Raw genomic sequence first — 508 nt, 5'->3', positions numbered from 1 at the left:
ACGTTGAGAAAGTGTTGGCGGAAATCGTTCATTATGATGTCACTATCTCAGAAGATATCTTAGATCACGACTTATCGCAGTCGATGGTTGGACGTAACGTTCTTATCGTAGACGACTCTTCGACAGCAAGAAACCAAGTACGTGACACCCTTTCTCAATTGGGTATGAACATCATCGAGTGCCGAGATGGTTTAGAGGCATTAACGGTGCTCAAACGTTGGTGTGATGAAGGTCGTGACGTTGAAAAAGAGCTGTTAATGATGATCACGGACGCTGAAATGCCAGAGATGGATGGTTACAAATTGACTCACGAAGTACGTAGCGATCCTCGTATGTCGAAGTTGTTCATCACGTTGAACACGTCACTCAGTGGTAGCTTTAACGAGGCGATGGTGCAAAAGGTAGGCTGTGATCGTTTTATCTCAAAATTCCAGCCAGATTTGTTAGTTGAAGTAGCACAAGATCGTTTGCGTCAGGTGCTTTCTACAAACGCCTAACTCATCAATAA

1 protein-coding gene is annotated in these 508 nt (G+C 43.9%); it reads left to right on the top strand.

The genetic code is table 11. The features are described from left to right. Positions 1–497, top strand: a 497-nt coding sequence (locus R7093_RS28385; RefSeq protein WP_318147429.1) for a response regulator, incomplete at its 5' end; no start/stop codon positions are given. Positions 498–508: the final 11 nt, after the last annotated feature.

The organism is Vibrio sp. 1580 (assembly GCF_033340055.1).
This window is presented reverse-complemented; position numbering and strand designations above follow the sequence as displayed.